This is a genomic window from Clostridium sartagoforme AAU1, from assembly GCF_000401215.1.
Classification (GTDB): Bacteria; Bacillota; Clostridia; order Clostridiales; family Clostridiaceae; genus Clostridium; species Clostridium sartagoforme.
In genome coordinates this window covers 1-17983 of record NZ_ASRV01000097.1, presented here as the reverse complement: position 1 = coordinate 17983, position 17983 = coordinate 1, and the positions used below count along the sequence as shown (strand labels likewise).

The window sequence follows — 17983 nt, the reverse complement described above, 5'->3', positions numbered from 1 at the left end:
TTATTTTATTAAGTTAGTATTTCAGTGACTTATATAAAAATTTAAAAGATATATGAGTTCAATTTTGTTATTCTATGTAAGCAATGCTATTAACTTAAAAACTTATAATTATGTAGATTATTAATTGAAACACATATATTTGTTTTTATATTGCTATAAAAGGTGATATAATATTATAAGATAAAACAGGGAATTTAAAGGTGATAATGATAAGGAAGAAAGAGTGGTAATGTGATTATTAGAGAAAATATAATAGAGGTTGATTCTTTAGCAAGAGATTTTATGCTAAGAACAGATTCAATAAATAGATCTCCGGAGGAATTAATATTTTTTGATTTAGAGCATTATGTGTATAAAAAACCAAAATGTATAGGTGTCTTTGGAGCGTGTATTTATGAAAATAATAAATTGTATGTAACTCAGTATATGATTGAAAATAAAGGCGAAGTAATACAAATACTAGATTTAGCCAAAAGATACTTTGTTAATATGAAAAGAAAAGGGAAAAAGGCAATTGTTACTTTCTCTGGAAATAACGACTATACTGTAATAAATTATTTGTTTAAGAAGTATAGAATAGCATTTAATTTTTCAAGGGAATTTGAAGATATAGATATACAAAGAGAATATGAAAAGGAAATGGGGCACTCAATAGGGCTAAAAAATTTAGAGAAAGACTTCAATATTCATAGAGAAGGAGATCTTATAAGTGGTTCCAATTTAGCAAAGACCTTTAATAAAGTGCTAAAAGATAGAGAATATATTTTAAGAATGCCTAGAGAAAAAATAGAAACAATACTCCTATATAATGAGCAAGATGTAACCAATTTATATAATATATATATGCTTTGGAAGGCATATGTAAAGAAGGCTGAAGAAGAACAAGTAGAATCAATACACGAAACAGAAGAAATAGATGTATCAAAGGTTAATGATACTGGAGAAAATACAATTAAACAAGAAGAAGAAATTTTAATTAAAGAAGAGCATACAATAGAAGAAGTAAAATAATTAAATATTAATTTAAGAATAAATTCTTAAATGATAGATGCTCCTAATTATTTAGGAGCATCTATCATTTCAAAGAATAACCATCTGATTTTATTAAAATATTTCCATCTAAATCAGTTCTATAAATAGGCAAATCTTTTAACCTAGATAGAACTTCTTGAGAAGGATGACCATAACTATTATCTTTTCCAGCAGATATTACTGCGATGTAGGGATCAACAGCATCTAAAAATCTTTTTGAAGTTGAAGATGAAGATCCATGATGTCCAATCTTTAGTACGTCGCTTTTTAAATCATATCCTTTGCTTAAAACTTCTTTTTCAGAAAGTTCTTCTGAATCACCAGTAAATAGAAAAGAATTATTTCCGTAGGAAATCTTTATAATAGAAGAAAAGTTATTTATGTTTTCATATTCATTAGATATAGGAGAAAAAACATCAACTTTAGTATTTTCACCAAGATCTATTGACTTAATATTTGGCTTTAGCACTTTAATTTTTAAATCTTTCATCACAAGAGATTCTATCATGGTTTCGAATGCTTTTGTATTACTGCTTATTTTAGGGGCATAGAAATTTAAAACTTCAAAGTTATCAATTATATAGCTCATGTTTCCTATATGATCTTCATGAGGATGAGTTGCTATTATATAATCAAACTTAGAAATTTTTAAAGAATTAATATATTTTAATAATTTATCTTTAGAAGTACTTGGGCCAGAGTCTATAAGTAAATTTTTTGAATTAACTTGAATTAATATAGAATCTCCTTGACCTACATCAATGAAATGAACAATCATTCCTTTAATATTGTCAGATACAATATTTTTATTAGTTTCAATACTACATTGAAATAATATTAGTATTAAAAGAAAATTTAAAGTTATATAAATAATTTTCTTTTTCAATTGTTATCTCCTTAAAAATAGTAATATATTTTATAACTGATACATATATTATAGACTTAACAAATTAAAAATATAATTGAAGAAAAAATTATATGCATTTATAATAGAGAAGAAAAGTAAGATTTGGTGGTGAAAGAATAGTGAGTTATTTTAAAATAATTAGTTACGGTATATATATGATATTTATGCAACTTAAAGCTGTTAAACGATGGTATTTAGAAAAAACAAAAGGAGAAAAAGCTGCTACAGATTATAGTGGAAAAGTAGGGGAAGATTGGGCAAGATATACGATTCATAATGCATTAGGAATGAATGTTACAATAAGGGGAAAAGAAAATATTCCGAATGTACCATGTTGCTATATAGGTAATCATACAAGTATATTAGATATTCCTATATTAATAGATTCAGTTGGAAAGTGTATGGGGTTTGTAGCTAAAAAGGAAATGGTTAAAGCACCTGTATTAGGATATTGGATGAGTAAATATAATTGTGTTCCTTTAGATAGAGAAAATGCAAGGGAAGCTATTAAAGTAATAAGAAAAGGTTCAGAAAATATAAAAAAAGGATATAGTATGGCTATATTTCCTGAAGGAACAAGAAGTAAAAATGGTGAATTAATGGAGTTTAAAAAAGGTAGTTTAAAGTTAGCAACAATGGCTAAAGCTCCTATTGTGCCAGTTACTATAGATGGGGCTTATAGAGCTTTTGAAATAGATCGTAAATTTAAGCCTATAGATATAACAATTACATTTTCAGAGCCAATATATACAGAGAATTTATCAAGAGAAGAAGAAAAATCCTTAATGGAAAAAGTAAGATCAGAAATTGCAAAAAATTTAGAGAAATAAATATAGAACAAAAATAGTAAAAAGCTATAGTATTGATATTAAGGCAATAATATAGCTTTTTGCTATTTACAATTTATTCCTTGAGTTAAAGGAATGCTGCAAATTGTAATAGGGCATATTATATATATAACTTAAAGAATATAATTCGATGACTTAGGAACGTTTATTTTATTTTTATAAATATAGTTCGAAAATTTATCAATTATTAAAAAAAACTTAAGTATATTATTTTGGTTACGTTTTCTTTAGGGGAAATATTTAGAAATCATAATAATTTTGAAAAATGAAAAAATAAACTTTAAAAACTTGCATAATATATGTTATAATAGAAAAAAATAAGGCCAAAATGAAATTTTCATCATACACATAATTCACAAGGGGGTTAATTTATGCGTAAAGAGTTTTCAATAAGCAATGATAAGGTATTAATTAATTTTACAGCTAAATACTGTAGTACATTTGAGGAACTAGTAGAAAGTTATGGGTTTAAGAGAGTAATAGAAAATTATTTGAAGAAATCTAAGAAAAAGGTAACATTAAGTTGGAGATACTTAAGGCAAGGATTAAAAACAGATGATATAACTCAAATGTCTAAAGATTTATCTAAAATATTTAAATATTGTACAGTTATGAGTGTTCAAGAAATAGTAGAAGCTAATGATATGTATGATGATTTATTTTTAGATAAAGATAAATTTATAGCATTTATAGAAGACTTGTATTTATTCTGGAGGGGCCTAGAAAGATATACAATAATTCATAATAATAGACGTCAAGACGGATTATCAGCAGTAAGTTTTACTCAAGCCAATTCAGCATTATCTAATTTAATCTTAAAGTTATATAGAAAAATAGAAAAGAACGTATTAGGATATAAGCCAAATGTATTTAGGCAAATACCAGTAGGGGGAAATGCTTCAATAATAATTAATAGAGTTTTATGGCCATTGCCAAAAGGATATGAAGCACTAGAAGATATAGAATTTATTGACAGTATATTATTAGAGACACCATTTATAACATACCCTAAAAAGAATACTAGAAGTGGAATGTTTGCAGAAGTAAGCACTAACCCATTACAATATGCTTCATTAAATAAAGATCATTGGTTTTGCTACCCAGCAAAAGTAGGAGAACTTATAGCGTTCATATATTTCCATAGAGATTTCATGCAACATGGAATAACTTTATGTAATTTATTTGAGATGGCAAGATGTGAAGAATATAGAGGTAAAAAGCCAGATTTAGTTTATGTATTTGGTGCAACAGATAATGAAACAGATAAGAAAACAGTATTTTATGATGATAAAGAAAATGATATCATGTTAGGATATGTAAATCATTCTGTTGATATTGATTATTTTGGATATATGAAGAAGATGACTCTTACATTACACAATTTAGTCATGATTAAAAGAGGATATTTACCAATACATGGAGCTATGGTTAATATAGAGCTTAAGGATGGTAAAACAGCAAATGTTGTTATCATGGGAGATAGTGGAGCAGGAAAATCAGAAAGTTTAGAAGCATTTAGAACATTAAGTGAAGATCATATAAGTAATATGACAGTGATATTTGATGATATGGGAACATTTAAAGAAATAGATGGAAAGATAATTGGATATGGAACAGAAATAGGAGCATTTGTTAGATTAGATGATTTAGACCAAGGATATGCCTTTAAAGAAATCGATAGAAGTATTTTTATGAATCCTGATAAAATAAATGCTAGATTAGTAATGCCAGTTGCTCCATATAAAGAAATAGTAAAAGGATATGAAGTAGATTTATTCTTATATGCTAATAATTATACATCGGTGGAAGAGGGCGAAAATGCTATAGAATACTTTGAAAATACTAAAGATGCTATAGAAATATTTAAATCAGGCGCTAGAATGGCGAAAGGAACAACTTCAGAAAAAGGATTAGTAGAAAGTTATTTTGCAAATCCATTTGGACCTGCGCAAAAACAAAAAGAAACAGATATATTAATAGAAAGATATTTTAAGGCTATGTTCAATGGATCTGTTAAAGTTGGGCAAATAAAAACTTGTTTAGCTATAGATGGTCAAGAAAAAGAAGGCCCAAGAAAAGCGGCAATAGAATTATTTGATATTATTAAAGAAATGAAATAAATAATTAAGAAAACCTACTTCAAAAGTAGGTTTTTTAGTTATACAATATAAATTACTATTAGGTAGTAAACTTAAATTATTTATAGGGGTATAACATTATGAAAAAAACTTACATAATTTTCTTAGTATCAATTATTTTTATAATAAGTTTAAATCTGATTGGGTTTAATTTATTAAAGAGTCATAATTTAAAGAAGAAGTATTATAATACAAAAGGAGCAAGGGTTGTAGAAGAACTAAAGTCTAAAAATGTAAATGAAGAAGAAAAAAATAGTTTTAAAAGAATCCCATATAACTTATCATTTTATTTAAAAAATAATAAAATGAATTTTAATAAAAACATATTATACAAGAACAATAGATTTTATATTCCGTTATCAGAATTTTTAAGTTATTTTGGGAATAAAGAAGAAGTAGATAAGGACGATATAATAATAAAAAATCTTGCGAATATTGATCTAAATAAAAAACTTATGAAGAAGATAATAAAATTACCGATTTAAGAGGTGATATATTAAAAGAGGATAATGAATATTACATATCATTTTTTGATTTGTGTGAAATCTTAAAATTAAACACCTATTGGGATTATGAAAAAAATAGTATATACATATCTAAAAAAACATTAACAGAAGTAGACAAAGAGAAACAAATAAAAAGAAATAAAAAGAAAAAAGCATTTATAAGATTTGAAGATTTTACTGCAGGAGATGTATATATTACTAAAGGTGCTCTAGAAAAAGTAAGAAAAGTTGCTGATTATATGAATGAAAACAAAGAAAGCTTTAGTGTAGCATGGGTACCTAGATATATAAATAATACCTATAATATAGATAATGATGTATCAAAAAAGATTCTATTCAAAATTCAAATTTCATTTTTACTTTAGATTATCTTTTAAATAGAGGTGGAAATGTAGGGTTACATGGATATACTCATCAATATAAAGATACTAATAGTATTTCAGGTTTTGAGTTTGGCGATGATGGATATAAGGATGAAAAGGAAATTAGGACAAGGGTAGAAAATGCACTGAAAATTGCAAATAAAGTAAATATACCAATTAGCTTTTGGGAAACACCACACTATAGGACAACCCATAAGCAACAAGAGATTTTTGAAGAATATTTTAAGATAATTTATGAACCTTCCATAGGAATATATAATAAAAATATAATTACAAGTAAAATAAATAAAGTTACAAAATATATACCAACTCCAATGGGATATGTAGATGATGATGGGAAAGCAATTCTTAGTAGAATAAGAAATAAAAGAAATAATGAAGAGTTAAGCTTATTTTATCATCTAAGTGTTGAAATAAAGGATGTAGATATTTCAATAGATAAAAACGGAGAAATAAATTATAAGTATAATGAGAACTCTATATTAAAACAAATAGTTAATTGCGTAGAATCTTTAGGCTATGAATTTGGCAATATAAAAGATTTATAAAAATTAAGAAAGTGTGGATAACCACACTTTCTTAATTTAAATTTAAAACACTATATTATTTTAGTCATTAGAACCAAGAAATTTATCTTTAGCAAAGAAGGATAGTGAATAGATTCCAGCTATACCAACTAAAGCATAAATTATTCTGCTAAATGCAGTCATAGTTCCAAATAACGTATCAACTAAGTTAAATTGAAAAAATCCAATTAATCCCCAGTTAATAGCTCCAATTATAACTAATATAAGTGCTATCGAATCTAAAACTTTCATTAAAAACACTCCTTTTATAATAGGTTTACAATTAATAGTATAACCACAGGAAAGTTTTTTATGTATTTTAAATAGTGATATTTCTATCGATTGGTTGATCTAAAGATATTATAGTATCAGTTCTTTGAATACCAGTAATAGTATTAATTTTATTAAGCAATATATCTTGAAGATCAGTAATATTCTTACAAACTACTTTAGCAAAAATAGAATAGTTACCTGTTGTTAAATGTAATTCGACAACTTCCTTAATTCTTGATAACTCTTCAAAAACTGAATCAAATGAAGATGTTTTATCTACATATATACCAACAAAACAACATACGTCATAACCTAATTTAGGTAAATTTAAAAGAATTCTTGTTCCCTTTATTATACCAAGCTCTTCCATTTTTTTCATTCTCACATGTATAGTTCCACCACTTACATGACAAATTCTTGCTATTTCTAAGTAAGGAGTTCTACAATCTTTTATTAATAAATCTAGAATTTGTAGATCTAATTCATCTAATTGATATGTTAAATTTAAACTCATAGAATCACCTCTTATTAACATTTTTTAATTTCTTACTATATTCTATCAAATAATTTATTAAAATAGAAGGGAATTATAATAAATTTAATAAATAAAATAGGAAAAATTAATATATTAGTAATAAATACTATTTATTGGATTCATAGTGTACAATTCACAGTTTACAGTTTTGGCTTAACGTAATAGATATAAGGGAACAAGTAACAGGTAACAGGGAACAGATTATGATATAAATTGCAAAGCAATTTTCAGTTCATAGTTTATAGCTTATGAAACATATCTATTTATCGTAGCCTTTATATTCGCAATTTATTTTAAGTATTAACCTGATATGACTTGAAAATATGAAATATTTCTTTTAATATAATAATAGAAGCTTTTAAAGGAGGAATTATATCGTGCAAATACTTATTGCTATATTATATTTTGCAGTAACTATAGGATTAATGATTTTATTATTTAATTTAGGAAAAAATATGTATTTTCAAAAGTGAGAATAAATAAGTGGATTCCATTAGCAATAGCATTAGTTTTATTTGTAGCTCAATTTTTCATTAGAACAAGTAACACTTGGATAAATATGTTGCTTACTTTAGTAATAGTTTGGTTCTTTTTATGGTTCTTTGATATTCAAAATACAGGTGGACCAAAGATGAAGGAAAAGAAAATTGAAATAAGACCAAAGGCAAAACCTAATAGAGCTAAGCATATACAAAATCAAAAAAAGTAAAATTAGCATATAAGTAGACATATATTATAAAGTATTATAGTATATGTCCTACTTATTTTATATTAAATATATTTTATAAAGGGTAATACATTGAAAATAAACTTATATTTTTAAGTTAGTGTCATTTATAAAAATAGGAGAACTAAATGCGATATTATCATTTTCTTCAAATACCTTTATTATATACCAGCTTTCATCTTCTTCCCTTTTATGCTCATATAGATATTTTATACTACTTAAATTTATATTTTCTATAGTCCTTATAATTTTGCCCTTGTTAGTTATGATTTGTATTTCTTTTATTTTATATTTAATATCCTCTGTAAATATCATAAATTTAAGTTTATCAGAAGTAATAAAAATTTCTTTTCCCATGAAATTATCATTTATAGTAAAGTATAATTTTAGATAGCGTGATTCAGTAGAATAAGTCCGTCTTTCTCTAAAAGCAGATATAATATCTTCAGTAGATAAACTATTACAAATGCAAACAGTTAAATTTTCGGAGTCTCCAAAATTCATTTTATGATTATCTTGGCCATTGATAGCACCTAGTTTCCAACCATCATCTAGCAAGCTAAAGTAGTATTTATCATGTCGTGTATATTTGTGAGAAGGATTGCCATTTCCAACTTCTATAGATGTTATTAATTTATTCAATACAGGATTGTAGGGTAAAGCTTTTATATTTTTATGGGGATGATTTATAGAAATAAATGCATCAGGATTATTCAACATCCATAAAGCTAAAATTTTCAAATCTTTAACAGAGCCTGTAAAGAAACTTGAAGAATTCATTATATTTAAATCTCCATAGAGATAAGTTTTACATTCAAATCCAACTAAAGGTAAGAAATCATCATATTTTTTTCTTACTTTAGCTGCATAAACCTTAGTACCTTGAAATTTAGAATATTTATCGTCTTTAATTGATATTTCACTAGATAAAAAAGAATTATGATCTGTTATAAACATAAAATTTAATCCAGATTTATAACCATACTCATAAGCTTCTATGGGAGAACCTTTGCCAGTTGAAAATTCTGTATGACAGTGAGGAATACCATAATAAAACTTCATATTATTTTCATCAAAATCTTTTATTTGTTTATGTTTTTTTCTTCCCAAAATAAGCTCCTTATAAATTATTACTTATTCTATATATAGTATTGAATATCTATAAATAATGACAATAATATTCACTAATGATAAAATAACTTTAAGAGAAATTAATTGGAGGATTATAAATGATAAAAGAATTTAATAATAAAAAGCCCATGATAGATAAATCTTGCTATATATCAGAAAGTGTTGATATAATAGGAGAAGTTGTTATTGAAAAGAATGTTAATATTTGGTTTGGAACTAGAATAAGAGGCGATATGAATAAAATTTATATTGGTGAAAATAGTAATATTCAAGAAAATTCAGTTGTTCATGTAGACTCTCATTGTGAAACTAATATAGGAAAAAATGTAACTATAGGACATGGAGCAATAATTCATGGTTGCATAATTTCTGAAAATGTTTTAGTTGGTATGGGATCAATAATATTAAACGGAGCTAAAATTGGCAAAAATACTATAATAGGAGCAGGATCTTTAGTGCCCCAAGGCAAAGAATATGAAGAAGGAGTTCTTATTCTCGGAAGTCCTGCTAAAGTTATAAGAAAACTGACAGAGGATGAAATTAAGGGGATAGAAAGATCTGCCAATAATTATGTTGAGTTAAGTAAAAAATACTTATAAATCAGGAGGAAAAATGATTAATATAGGAAAATATAATACTTTAGAAGTTAAAAGAGAAAAAGAATTTGGGTTTTATTTAGGTGATGAAGGCAAAGTTGATGTACTATTACCTAAATCAGTAGCAGAAGGGAAAAGTATACAAGTCGGAGAAAAGGTAGAGGTCTTTGTGTATAGAGATTCTAAGGATAGACCAATAGCAACATTTAAAAAGCCTTTGGTTACTGTTGGTGAGGTTGCATATTTGAAAGTGGTATTTCAAACAGAATTTGGTGCATTTATTGACTTTGGCTTAGATAGAGACATTTTTGTTCCAATTAAAGAGCAAAGGTTTAAATTACATACTGGAAGCAAATATTTGTTTTATGTGTATTTAGATAAGACTGGAAGAATAGCAGCAACTACAGATGTTGAAAACTATATATTAAATGCAAAAGATGAAGAAAAAGAATTTAAAGTTGGAGAAGAAGTTATAGCTCAAATTTATTCAAAAGGCCAAAGTGGAACTATCCATGTAGCAATAGATTCAAAATATAAAGGCATGATATTACCAAATGAGTATTACATAGATTTTTATCCAGGAACTGAAATGAAATTAAGAGTAAAAAGAATATATGAAGATGGGATAATAGGATTAACACCAAGAAAAACAAGGTTAAATGAAAGAGATCAAATTCAAGAAGATATATTAAAATATTTAAAAAAGAATGGCGGATTCATGCCATTTAATGATAAATCAAATCCAGATGATATTAAAGCTACTTTTAATACAAGTAAAAATTATTTCAAAATGGCTTTAGGTGGATTAATGAAGGATGGGAAAATAGTTCAAGAGAAAGAAGGAACTAGATTAAAATAAAATATTATTATAAAGAGACAGATTAATGCTGTCTCTTTTTGTATATATTTATTTATTAAGAGAAAAATATATACAAAATATAAATGAAATTTATAATAGAACTTCAATATTAATAGTAAATTTCATTAATTTAAATATTTGAATATATTTAAACAGGAGATTTATATGAAAAATATATTAAATAAAATAAATTACTCCATGTTGTCAGTAATATTATTTTTATTAATTAGTATAATAACATTATTTATTCCTCCAATAATAGGTATGGCTGACAATGGAGACTACTATAGAATTATTAGTCAAAATGATTTATATCATTTACCTAAAGAAAATGAAGATATATTTTTTGGATATTTTAATAAAAGCTATGGAATATATAAATATAATAATGAGTTAGAAACAACTCTTATTTCCACTCAATCTACATTTATAAAACTAGCTATATTTATAGATAAGTTAATAACTAAAGATGATGTTTTTGATATAAGGTTTTTATCAATAATATATATAATTATACAAGCAGTAGCACTTTATTTTATTAGTAGAGTATTGCTAGAAGATATAAATAATAAAAATATAAAGTTATATTAGTATTTTTAATTACAATTATATTTTCAGATACTGCATACATTGCTTATTATAATTCATTTTATGGTGAATCGGTAAACATATGCTGCTTTTTATATAGTATAGGAATATTTTTGTATATGTGTAAGTTTAATAAGTTTAATATAAATAATTTAATTTTATTTGGAATATCTACATATTTGCTTTTAGGATCAAAACAGCAATTATCACCAATAGGAATACTAGCATCAATACTTTTGGTAAGAGTGATATTTCTAAAAAGGGATATTAAGGTAAGAATAGTATCTATAATTTTAATAATATTTTAATAACAAATTCAGTATATTTCTATAAATCCATTAAGGGAGATTTTGATTATATAAATAGATATCATGCTATAACAAGAGGTGTTTTATTATATGAAGAAGAACCAGATAAAATACTAAATAACTTTGACATATATAATCAATACTCACTTCTACAAAATGAAATATTTTTTGAGAAAATACCAATGGTAAATCCAGACGATGAAAGATTAAAAGAAGAGTTTTATAGTAAATATTCTGTCTTTAGTATTCTTTTATATTATATTAAAAACCCCAAGGCTTTAATAAAAATGTCTGACTTAGCTTTTAAAAACTCATATTCAATAAGACCAAAAGTTATGGGGAACTATGAAAAATCTGAAGGTAAGGCTTATGGGAAAAGATCTAACTTTTTTGTATTATGGAGCTCTTTTAAAGAAAGTATTATGCCAAAGGGTTTTATCATATCAGTAATATATATTTGTATATATTTAATTTTTTCTTATAAGAAATATATAAAAGAATTTAAGTTAGGCAATTTAGAAGGGTTACTATTTGAAGAAGGGGTATTATATGCACTAATAATAGGTTTATCTCAAATATTTATATCAATAATAGGGGCAGGAGATGCAGACTTATCAAAACATGTATTTATGTACAATTTAAGTTTTGATTTAATGATAGTATGTTTATTAAGTAATATCATTAGTAAAAAAGATTCTAAAGGGAGGATAAAATAATGAAAGATGAAAATCAAAGAAAAGCAGTGGATTTTTATATTAATCTATTAATAGCATATTTTTTTATTCTTTCAATTATAATTACATTTCTAAATTTTCAAGTAAATTTTGAAAACTATATTATGCTAACAATATTAATGATAATTGCATTAATTAGTTACTATTTTAATGTGACAATATCTTTAGTGATAACTTTAATAATAGATTTCATTTATGGAACATATAACTTATATCAAAACATATCAACAGGAATATCTTTAAATAATGAAGTTTATTTGTGGATAGTTTTCATGCCACTAACAGCTGTTATTGTTTCATTAGTTTCAAGGAATATACTATTACTTCAAAATAAGGTGGAAGAATTAGAAGACTTAAATGAGGAACTAGTTATGATAAATCCATTAACAGGAGATAGAAATATAAAGGCTTTTACTAACGAAATACCAATATATATAAGTATGAACAAAAGATACAACATACCAATAACAATTATGATTGTAAAGTTTAAGTATGGAGATAGATTAAAAACTATAGTGGGAAGAGATTATTTTAATAACATATTAATAAAATCATCAGGAGTATTAAGTGAGTCCTTAAGAGTAGAAGATAGAAAATATATATTAAATGATAGCACTTTTGTGTACATATTAATTTCTGATAATTCAGGTTCAAAGGTAGTTGAAAATAGATTGAAAGAAAATATAAAAAATATAGAAATGAAGGATAGAAAATTTAATAAAAATATAAACTTAGAAATTCAAGTTGGATCTTATACCTATGAAGGAGATATACAGGATCCATTGGAACTTCTGAAAAAAGCTGAAAAGGAATTAGAGTATGACGTGTAAAGGAAAATCAATACTAATTATAATATCTTTTATACTATCATTTAATATTCTCTCTATAAAAAATTATACTAGTGCAAAAGAAAAAAATATACTTATAACATATGATTCTTATAAAGCTTATGGAGAAAAACTTAATTTGCTAAATGAAGTAATAAAATCATCATTAAATTTAGAAAGTAGCTTAGAGGTTATTAATTTAGAAGAAATAGAAAATATAAATTTTAATAGCTATGATGAAATAATTTTACTTAAGAATAAACCAGAAGAATTTAAAGAAAATATTATTAATATATTAGCTAGTTATAGTAATAAAATTTTGCTAATTATAAATAGTGATGAAGAAAAAGAAAATTTATTTTACAAAGAAATAAGTGAAGTTATAAGAATAAAAAACTTAGAAGATTATGATAAAAACAAAACTGTAAGAGAAGCGATATTAAGAATGTCAAAAAAAAACAACAAAATATTTTTTATGTTAGATGAAGCGTATCCATTTGATGATTTAAATGAGTTATTAAAAAAAATAGACTACTTATACAATAAAGGAATACCATTTATAATATCATCTATGCCTATATTTAACAATAAAAATTCTGAGGCCATGAAAAGATATATGGAGGTTTTAAGATATGCTGAGAGTAGAGGTGGATCTATAATATTGCACTACCCATATATATATCAAAAAGATAATGTAAGCGCAGATATAAAAGAAATATCAAGTAAAATGATTATGTCACAAAAGAGTTTTCAAGATTACTTAGTTTACGCAACTGCAATAGATATATCAGAAGATTGGATTTACTTTTCTGATATAAATAAATATTTAGATACAAGTAATACTTTATTTATAACACCAATAGATGAAGATATAAAAATAAGTAAATATAATATGAAAATAAACAAAAAAGAAAATGTTATAGAAAAAGTTCCATATAATAATTTTAATAATAAAAGCAATTATTTAAATAATATAGCAATAACCTTAAGAAGTGATACTGATTTTGAAGTTTTTAAAAATAATTTAGATACAATAAAAGAAAATCAAATACATTTTAATGATTTTATGAATATGAATTCTTATGTTCACATGAGAGAAGATATTATAAAGAAAGAAAATGGGAACATTTTTCTTAATAATATTAATGTGAATTCTCAAAAGTTTATATCCATAAAAGATTTTGAAAATATGTTTATAAGAGAAGTTGAAGATACTACTAATAATGAGGAAATTGACTTATCTTATGCAAATAGATGGATAATATTATTAACTACAATAGCTAGTTTTATATTCTTAATAATAGGAATTCGAAGTAGAAATTTAGATAGAAACAAATTTTTTAAATAGGAGAATAAAAATGAATATATTTGATTATATAATCCTATATTCCCTCATAGTTATTTGGTTAATAATATTTATTAACGTAATTTTAGTTATAGGAGGATATTTATATTATTTAGATATACTAAAGGAAAACTTAGTGCAAGAGCTAAAAGAATATCCTTTTGTTTCAGTACTAGTACCTGCTCATAATGAAGGAAAAGTAATAGAAAAAACAGCAAAAGCTTTATTAGAATTAGAGTATCCTAAAGATAAATATGAAGTAATAATAATAAATGACAATTCAAGTGATAATTCAGCAGAAATACTAGGTAAAGTTAAAGAAGAATATAAAAATAGAAATTTTATAATTATAAATACAGATAAAACTACAGGAGGAAAAGGAAAATCTACTGCATTAAATATAGGTTATAAGCAAAGCAAAGGAGAAATATTAGCAGTATATGATGCAGATAATACTCCAGAAAAGAAAGCATTAAAATATTTAATAAAGACATTAGTAAGTGATGAAAAATTAGGAGCAGTTATAGGAAAGTTTAGATGTAGAAATAAAAATGTAAATATACTTACAAAGTTTATAAATATAGAAACATTAACATTTCAATGGATGGCACAGGCTGGCAGATGGAAATTATTTAAACTATGCACTATTCCAGGAACAAACTTTGTAATAAGAAGAAAGATATTAGATGAAATAAATGGATGGGATACAAAAGCTATAACTGAAGATACAGAGTTAAGTTTTAGAATGTATAGAATGGGATATAAAATAAAATTTATGCCTTTATCAGTAACTTGGGAGCAAGAGCCACAGACCCTTAATGTATGGTTTAAGCAAAGATCTAGGTGGGCAAAAGGAAATATTTATGTAGTTCTTAAAAACTTTAAGTACATATTTGATAAATCAGCAGGGGCAACCAGGTTTGATATTTTATATTATATTCTTATTTATGTATTCTTTTTATCTGCAACCATAATATCAGATGCTATATTTTTATTAGGAGCAATAGAAGTTGTACATATAAATATAGTTGGTTATAATACAATACTTTGGATAATGGCATATTCGGTATTTGTTTTATCTATATTAGTTGCAATATCTACTGAAAAGGGTGAGTTATCAATAAAAAATACTATAATAGTTATAATCATGTATTTTACATATTGTAAACTATGGGGAATTGTAGCTGCGTTAGGATTTTATAATTACATTAAAGATGTAATATTTAAAAGAGAAGTTAAATGGTACAAAACAGAAAGGTTTTAAAGGAGTGGAATTAATGAAGAGCTATGATTTCAATATTAAACGTTTACTAACTATAGTCATATTAAGCATTATATTATTTATATCGTCATTTGAAAATGTAGTGTTAGCAGAGCAAAATAATAATATAGGCAGTAAAAGTTATATAAAAAATGAAGTTATAAATGATGATATTACCTTTAAGGGAGTTTTCACAAGTCATAGCATTTATTTCAATATAGATAAATGGTGGAGTATAGAAAATGTTGATATAGAAATAAACTTATCAGTAAACCAATTAGTAGATGTAACAAAAGATTCTTATATAACATTTAATATAAATGGAGTTCCTTTCTACTCATCTAAATTAGTTTATAACCCTAAACAAGAAGTGCAAAATATAAAGCTAAGGTGCCAATAGATAACTTAAAGGAAGGGTTTAATGAATTTAAAATAGATGGATATTGTAGAATAACAGATAAACCTTGTACAGATGATATTAATACAGCTAATTGGATGATAATAAAAAAGAATTCTAAATTGAACATAAATTATAAAGAAAAAATCACAGATAACATAATAAAAAATTTTCCATATCCATTTGTGAAGAATAATACATCACAGATAACACAAATAGTACTGTCAGATGATTACACAGATATGGATTTGAAGAATGCTTTGCTTCTATCATCTTATTTAGGCAAAAATGATACTAATACAAAATACAAGTCAGAAATCATAAAGTACTCAGATTTAATAAAACAAAAAATAATAACAATATTATTTTTATCGGAAGTAAAAATTCAATACCCAATGAGATAAGCAATGCATTTAAGGATGTAAGTACTATAGACTTATCAAATAATTCAATTATAAAGTTAGGGAATTCTCCTTATAAAGGTGACTTTGAGGATGTAAAAGTAATGCTTATATGTTCTGAAAATGATAGCATAAATTTAAAAGCTATAAAGTTTTTAATGAACAGTGAGTTAACAACTCAAGTAAATAACGATACTTTTATAATCAGCGAAAATATCAATGAAGAAATTAAAGTAGAAGAAGTTAATAAGCTAATAACCTTTGAAAGTATGGGAATTAGTGAAATGCAGTTTAAAGGGCCCTTTAGAAGAACAGGAACAGTATCATATCTTATTCCTAAAAATAGAATAGTTGCTGAGGGTACAAATATAAAATTAAATTTTAGATATTCTGATAATTTGAATTTTAATAAATCCCTTATAACTGTTTACATAAACAATATTGCAATAGGAAGCAAAAAATTAGAAAAAGAAAATGCTTTAGCAGATACATTAGAACTTTCGATTCCTAGCAATATAATAAAAAACAATTATATAGAGATAAAACTAGCTTTTGATTTAGAACTTATAGATTCTTATTGTGAAATGAGGCAGGAAGAAACACCATGGGCATTAATAGATGGAAGTTCATATATTTATTCAGAAACTCAAAATTCATTAGGATACTTTTTCGAAAAATATCCAGCTCCATTTGCTTTAGATAATAGATTCAATGATGTTTTGATTTCGGTTCCAGATAGCTTATCATCTAAAGAACTTACTTCACTAGGAAAATGTTTTTCTGTAATTGGAAAAGAAATAAATGGTAATGTTGGCGAAATAGATGTATCAAGATATTCAAATTTAAATGGAAGAGAAAAGAATAAGAATTTAATAGTATATGGTACACCATCTACAAATACTTTAATTAAAGATTTAAATAAAAAATTATGGTTTAAGTACGATGATAATTATAATTATTTTATAGGAAATGAGAAATTATATTTAACAGAGCCCTTTAACTCTAATATATCAATGTTTCAATTAGATTTATCTCCATATAATACTCAAAAAGCAATGTTAGTATTAACAGCTCCTAACAATGATATACTATTAAACTCATTAAGTTACTTAGAAAGTTCTAACGAGGTAAATAAACTTACAGGAGATTCAATAATTATAGATGAATATGGAGATATAAGAAAATTTAGATTTAAAGAAGAAGATAAAAAACCAGTATATGAAAAGATTATAGGATTAGATAAATCTTCAAGGGGAATATTAATAATTGTAGCTTTAATATTTATATTTTTACTTGCATCAACAATAATGTATTTAATAAAAAATAAGAAAAGAAAATTCAAATAAAAATTATTAGTAAATACAGATAAATAATATTAGGAATAGAGATTTTTAAAGTGATAATAATACTGATGATAAAAAGGAGCTAGATATTAATGTATAGAAAAAATATAAATATAATAGTATTTATTATATATAATTTCTTTTTAGCTATTTCTTCAAACATTATTAGAACTAATTTTAAATATGAAAATTTAATTATGCTTTTAGTTTTATGTCTATTATCAGTAATTAATTATTATATTAAAGTTGAAGATTCTGTTATATTAACTATATTTATA

The 17983-nt window shown here is 24.7% G+C and carries 23 protein-coding genes; 19 read left to right on the top strand and 4 right to left on the bottom strand.

Translation table 11 applies throughout. The features are described 5' to 3' along the window. Window positions 1–231 precede the first annotated feature (231 nt). Window positions 232–1011, top strand: a complete 780-nt coding sequence (locus A500_RS08185) for a ribonuclease H-like domain-containing protein (RefSeq protein WP_016207112.1) — start codon at window positions 232–234, stop codon at window positions 1009–1011. A gap of 64 nt (window positions 1012–1075) precedes the next feature. Here A500_RS08185 and A500_RS08180 read toward each other — a convergent pair whose 3' ends face one another. Then, window positions 1076–1918, bottom strand: coding sequence for a ComEC/Rec2 family competence protein (locus A500_RS08180; RefSeq protein WP_016207111.1), 843 nt, complete (start codon window positions 1916–1918; stop codon window positions 1076–1078). A 140-nt stretch (window positions 1919–2058) separates the two neighbouring features. On the opposite strand from A500_RS08180, the gene A500_RS08175 reads away from it, so the two are divergent. From A500_RS08175 to A500_RS19925, 5 genes are all read left to right on the top strand, one after another. Continuing rightward, complete coding sequence (locus A500_RS08175) at window positions 2059–2769, top strand: lysophospholipid acyltransferase family protein (protein WP_016207110.1); 711 nt, start codon at window positions 2059–2061, stop codon at window positions 2767–2769. A gap of 389 nt (window positions 2770–3158) precedes the next feature. Then, window positions 3159–4907 (top strand): phosphoenolpyruvate carboxykinase (ATP), encoded by a 1749-nt coding sequence (locus A500_RS08170; protein WP_016207109.1) that lies wholly within the window; start codon window positions 3159–3161, stop codon window positions 4905–4907. A gap of 98 nt (window positions 4908–5005) precedes the next feature. Further along, on the top strand, window positions 5006–5410 hold the full coding sequence (locus tag A500_RS08165) for a hypothetical protein (protein ID WP_016207108.1): 405 nt from the start codon (window positions 5006–5008) through the stop codon (window positions 5408–5410). A 50-nt stretch (window positions 5411–5460) separates the two neighbouring features. Continuing rightward, a complete protein-coding gene (locus A500_RS19435; protein ID WP_016207107.1) occupies window positions 5461–5796 on the top strand; it encodes a DUF2334 domain-containing protein in 336 nt (111 codons plus the stop codon). Beyond that, window positions 5751–6362, top strand: a complete 612-nt coding sequence (locus A500_RS19925; RefSeq protein ID WP_083935681.1) for a DUF2334 domain-containing protein — start codon at window positions 5751–5753, stop codon at window positions 6360–6362. Before A500_RS19435 ends, A500_RS19925 begins: the two co-directional genes overlap by 46 nt. Window positions 6363–6422: 60 nt before the next feature. Here the strand turns inward: A500_RS19925 and A500_RS08155 are convergent, their stop codons facing one another. Beyond that, window positions 6423–6632, bottom strand: coding sequence for a DUF378 domain-containing protein (locus A500_RS08155; protein WP_016207105.1), 210 nt, complete (start codon window positions 6630–6632; stop codon window positions 6423–6425). A 67-nt stretch (window positions 6633–6699) separates the two neighbouring features. Then, window positions 6700–7167: an Lrp/AsnC ligand binding domain-containing protein gene (locus A500_RS08150; RefSeq protein WP_016207104.1), complete on the bottom strand. Its 468-nt coding sequence runs from the start codon at window positions 7165–7167 to the stop codon at window positions 6700–6702. Window positions 7168–7657: 490 nt separating this feature from the next. Between A500_RS08150 and A500_RS08145 the strand changes: the two genes are divergently transcribed. Further along, window positions 7658–7897: a hypothetical protein gene (locus A500_RS08145; RefSeq protein WP_016207103.1), complete on the top strand. Its 240-nt coding sequence runs from the start codon at window positions 7658–7660 to the stop codon at window positions 7895–7897. A 102-nt stretch (window positions 7898–7999) separates the two neighbouring features. On the opposite strand, the gene A500_RS08140 is transcribed toward A500_RS08145, so the two are convergent. Further along, complete coding sequence (locus A500_RS08140) at window positions 8000–9025, bottom strand: CehA/McbA family metallohydrolase (RefSeq protein ID WP_016207102.1); 1026 nt, start codon at window positions 9023–9025, stop codon at window positions 8000–8002. A 119-nt stretch (window positions 9026–9144) separates the two neighbouring features. Here A500_RS08140 and A500_RS08135 point away from each other — a divergent pair, with 119 nt between their 5' ends. The 12 genes from A500_RS08135 to A500_RS20940 form a co-directional block, all read left to right on the top strand. Beyond that, complete coding sequence (locus A500_RS08135) at window positions 9145–9645, top strand: gamma carbonic anhydrase family protein (RefSeq protein WP_016207101.1); 501 nt, start codon at window positions 9145–9147, stop codon at window positions 9643–9645. 13 nt (window positions 9646–9658) lie between these two features. Continuing rightward, window positions 9659–10501 (top strand): CvfB family protein, encoded by an 843-nt coding sequence (locus A500_RS08130; RefSeq protein ID WP_016207100.1) that lies wholly within the window; start codon window positions 9659–9661, stop codon window positions 10499–10501. A gap of 165 nt (window positions 10502–10666) precedes the next feature. Beyond that, complete coding sequence (gene wsfD / locus A500_RS21185) at window positions 10667–11092, top strand: glycan biosynthesis hexose transferase WsfD (RefSeq protein ID WP_242835084.1); 426 nt, start codon at window positions 10667–10669, stop codon at window positions 11090–11092. Further along, the gene (gene wsfD, locus A500_RS22145; protein WP_479723488.1) at window positions 11086–11397 is read left to right on the top strand and encodes a glycan biosynthesis hexose transferase WsfD; all 312 of its coding nucleotides are present in this window, start codon (window positions 11086–11088) and stop codon (window positions 11395–11397) included. The genes wsfD (A500_RS21185) and wsfD (A500_RS22145) overlap by 7 nt, the downstream gene beginning before the upstream one ends. After that, the gene (gene wsfD, locus A500_RS21175; protein ID WP_479723487.1) at window positions 11373–12113 is read left to right on the top strand and encodes a glycan biosynthesis hexose transferase WsfD; all 741 of its coding nucleotides are present in this window, start codon (window positions 11373–11375) and stop codon (window positions 12111–12113) included. The genes wsfD (A500_RS22145) and wsfD (A500_RS21175) overlap by 25 nt, the downstream gene beginning before the upstream one ends. Continuing rightward, complete coding sequence (locus A500_RS08120) at window positions 12113–12961, top strand: diguanylate cyclase domain-containing protein (protein WP_016207099.1); 849 nt, start codon at window positions 12113–12115, stop codon at window positions 12959–12961. Before wsfD (A500_RS21175) ends, A500_RS08120 begins: the two co-directional genes overlap by 1 nt. Further along, window positions 12951–14306 carry a DUF2334 domain-containing protein gene (locus tag A500_RS08115; RefSeq protein ID WP_016207098.1) on the top strand — a complete coding sequence of 452 codons (1356 nt, stop codon included), beginning with the start codon at window positions 12951–12953 and terminating at the stop codon, window positions 14304–14306. The genes A500_RS08120 and A500_RS08115 overlap by 11 nt, the downstream gene beginning before the upstream one ends. A gap of 10 nt (window positions 14307–14316) precedes the next feature. Beyond that, window positions 14317–15567, top strand: a complete 1251-nt coding sequence (locus tag A500_RS08110; protein WP_016207097.1) for a glycosyltransferase family 2 protein — start codon at window positions 14317–14319, stop codon at window positions 15565–15567. 13 nt (window positions 15568–15580) lie between these two features. After that, window positions 15581–15964 (top strand): hypothetical protein, encoded by a 384-nt coding sequence (locus A500_RS19425; RefSeq protein WP_051993135.1) that lies wholly within the window; start codon window positions 15581–15583, stop codon window positions 15962–15964. Next, window positions 15955–16365, top strand: a complete 411-nt coding sequence (locus A500_RS21675; RefSeq protein ID WP_051993134.1) for a cellulose biosynthesis cyclic di-GMP-binding regulatory protein BcsB — start codon at window positions 15955–15957, stop codon at window positions 16363–16365. Before A500_RS19425 ends, A500_RS21675 begins: the two co-directional genes overlap by 10 nt. Further along, window positions 16266–17708, top strand: a complete 1443-nt coding sequence (locus A500_RS19415; protein WP_083935680.1) for a cellulose biosynthesis cyclic di-GMP-binding regulatory protein BcsB — start codon at window positions 16266–16268, stop codon at window positions 17706–17708. The genes A500_RS21675 and A500_RS19415 overlap by 100 nt, the downstream gene beginning before the upstream one ends. Before the next feature lie 89 nt (window positions 17709–17797). After that, window positions 17798–17983 (top strand): hypothetical protein (locus tag A500_RS20940; protein ID WP_016207096.1); only part of this gene is annotated, 186 nt, incomplete at its 3' end.

Coding starts and splice junctions, on each gene's coding strand:
- A500_RS08110 (WP_016207097.1), top strand. CDS start 14,317: ATGAATATATTTGATTATATAATCCTATATTCCCTCATAGTTATTTGG.
- A500_RS19425 (WP_051993135.1), top strand. CDS start 15,581: ATGAAGAGCTATGATTTCAATATTAAACGTTTACTAACTATAGTCATA.
- wsfD (WP_242835084.1), top strand. CDS start 10,667: ATGAAAAATATATTAAATAAAATAAATTACTCCATGTTGTCAGTAATA.
- A500_RS08155 (WP_016207105.1), bottom strand. CDS start 6,632: ATGAAAGTTTTAGATTCGATAGCACTTATATTAGTTATAATTGGAGCT.
- A500_RS08130 (WP_016207100.1), top strand. CDS start 9,659: ATGATTAATATAGGAAAATATAATACTTTAGAAGTTAAAAGAGAAAAA.
- A500_RS08150 (WP_016207104.1), bottom strand. CDS start 7,167: ATGAGTTTAAATTTAACATATCAATTAGATGAATTAGATCTACAAATT.
- A500_RS08165 (WP_016207108.1), top strand. CDS start 5,006: ATGAAAAAAACTTACATAATTTTCTTAGTATCAATTATTTTTATAATA.
- A500_RS08170 (WP_016207109.1), top strand. CDS start 3,159: ATGCGTAAAGAGTTTTCAATAAGCAATGATAAGGTATTAATTAATTTT.
- A500_RS08115 (WP_016207098.1), top strand. CDS start 12,951: ATGACGTGTAAAGGAAAATCAATACTAATTATAATATCTTTTATACTA.
- A500_RS08135 (WP_016207101.1), top strand. CDS start 9,145: ATGATAAAAGAATTTAATAATAAAAAGCCCATGATAGATAAATCTTGC.
- A500_RS08120 (WP_016207099.1), top strand. CDS start 12,113: ATGAAAGATGAAAATCAAAGAAAAGCAGTGGATTTTTATATTAATCTA.